General features: G+C 65.1%; 1 protein-coding gene. It reads right to left on the bottom strand.

The genetic code is table 11. From position 1 onward, the window contains the following. Positions 1-287 precede the first annotated feature (287 nt). Positions 288-962 (bottom strand): response regulator transcription factor, encoded by a 675-nt coding sequence (locus BQ8420_RS28570; RefSeq protein ID WP_143847642.1) that lies wholly within the window; start codon positions 960-962, stop codon positions 288-290.

Here is a 962-nt window from a genome sequence, read left to right as displayed (position 1 = left end):
CGAGATCTACACCTCTCTATACGTCCGCAGCGTCAGATCTGAATAAGAGACAGCCCCAATTCGATGGGATCACGACCAAGGCACACAGCACCATTCCGAACGCCCGCACCTGTGGATAACCCGCCTCCACCGGTCGTCTCCGTCTCCGTCTCCGTCTCCAGCCACCCGTATCCGGTTCCGGCCTCCGCCCAACCGTCCCCGGCCCCGGCCCAGGCCACAGCCCCAACCAGCCCCGTCCCCGGCCCCCTACCAGACGCGTAGGCAGCTCACGTCCTGAGCTCACGTCCTCAGCTCACGTATTCAGCCCGGACCGCGTAGATGGCGGCTTCGGTGCGCGAATGGACCTGGAGCTTCTCCAGGATGTTGCGGACGTGGTTCTTCACGGTGTTCTCGGTGATGAACAGGCGTCCGCCGATCTCGCGGTTGTTCATGGACCGGGCCAGGAGCTTGAGCACCTCGGTCTCTCGGGGGGTGAGCTGAGGGAGGGTTCCCTTGGATCGGGGGGAGGTCTCCTGTTTGGCCAGTTCGGCGAACTCGGCGATCAGCTTGGTCGCCATGGAGGAGTTCAGGCATGAGCGGCCCGTGGCGATGGTCCGCACCACGCGGGGCAGGTCGGTCACGGCCATCTCCTTGAGCAGGTAGCCGGTCGCGCCTGCCTTGAGCGCCTCGAACAGGTCGGATTCGGATTCGCTCATGGTGAGCATCACGAACTTGGCCTCGGGCGCGATCGCGCGGATGCGGGGGCCCGCTTCGATACCGGTGGTATGCGGCATCATCACGTCCATGATGATGACGTCGGGTTGCAGCTCACCGGCCTTTTGGACGGCCACGTCACCGTCGCCGGCCTCACCGACCACGTCGATGTCGTCCTCGTCGTCCAGGACGGAGACCAGGCCACGGCGGAACAGGGCGTGGTCGTCGACGACCATGATGCGCAGCTCTGGCAGGTCCAGTGCGACCAG

Origin of the sequence: Nocardiopsis sp. JB363, from assembly GCF_900143625.1 — a bacterium.
Lineage (GTDB): Bacteria > Actinomycetota > Actinomycetes > Streptosporangiales > Streptosporangiaceae > Nocardiopsis.
Note: the sequence above shows the minus strand (reverse complement) of the source record. Positions and strands in the feature narration are given on the sequence as shown.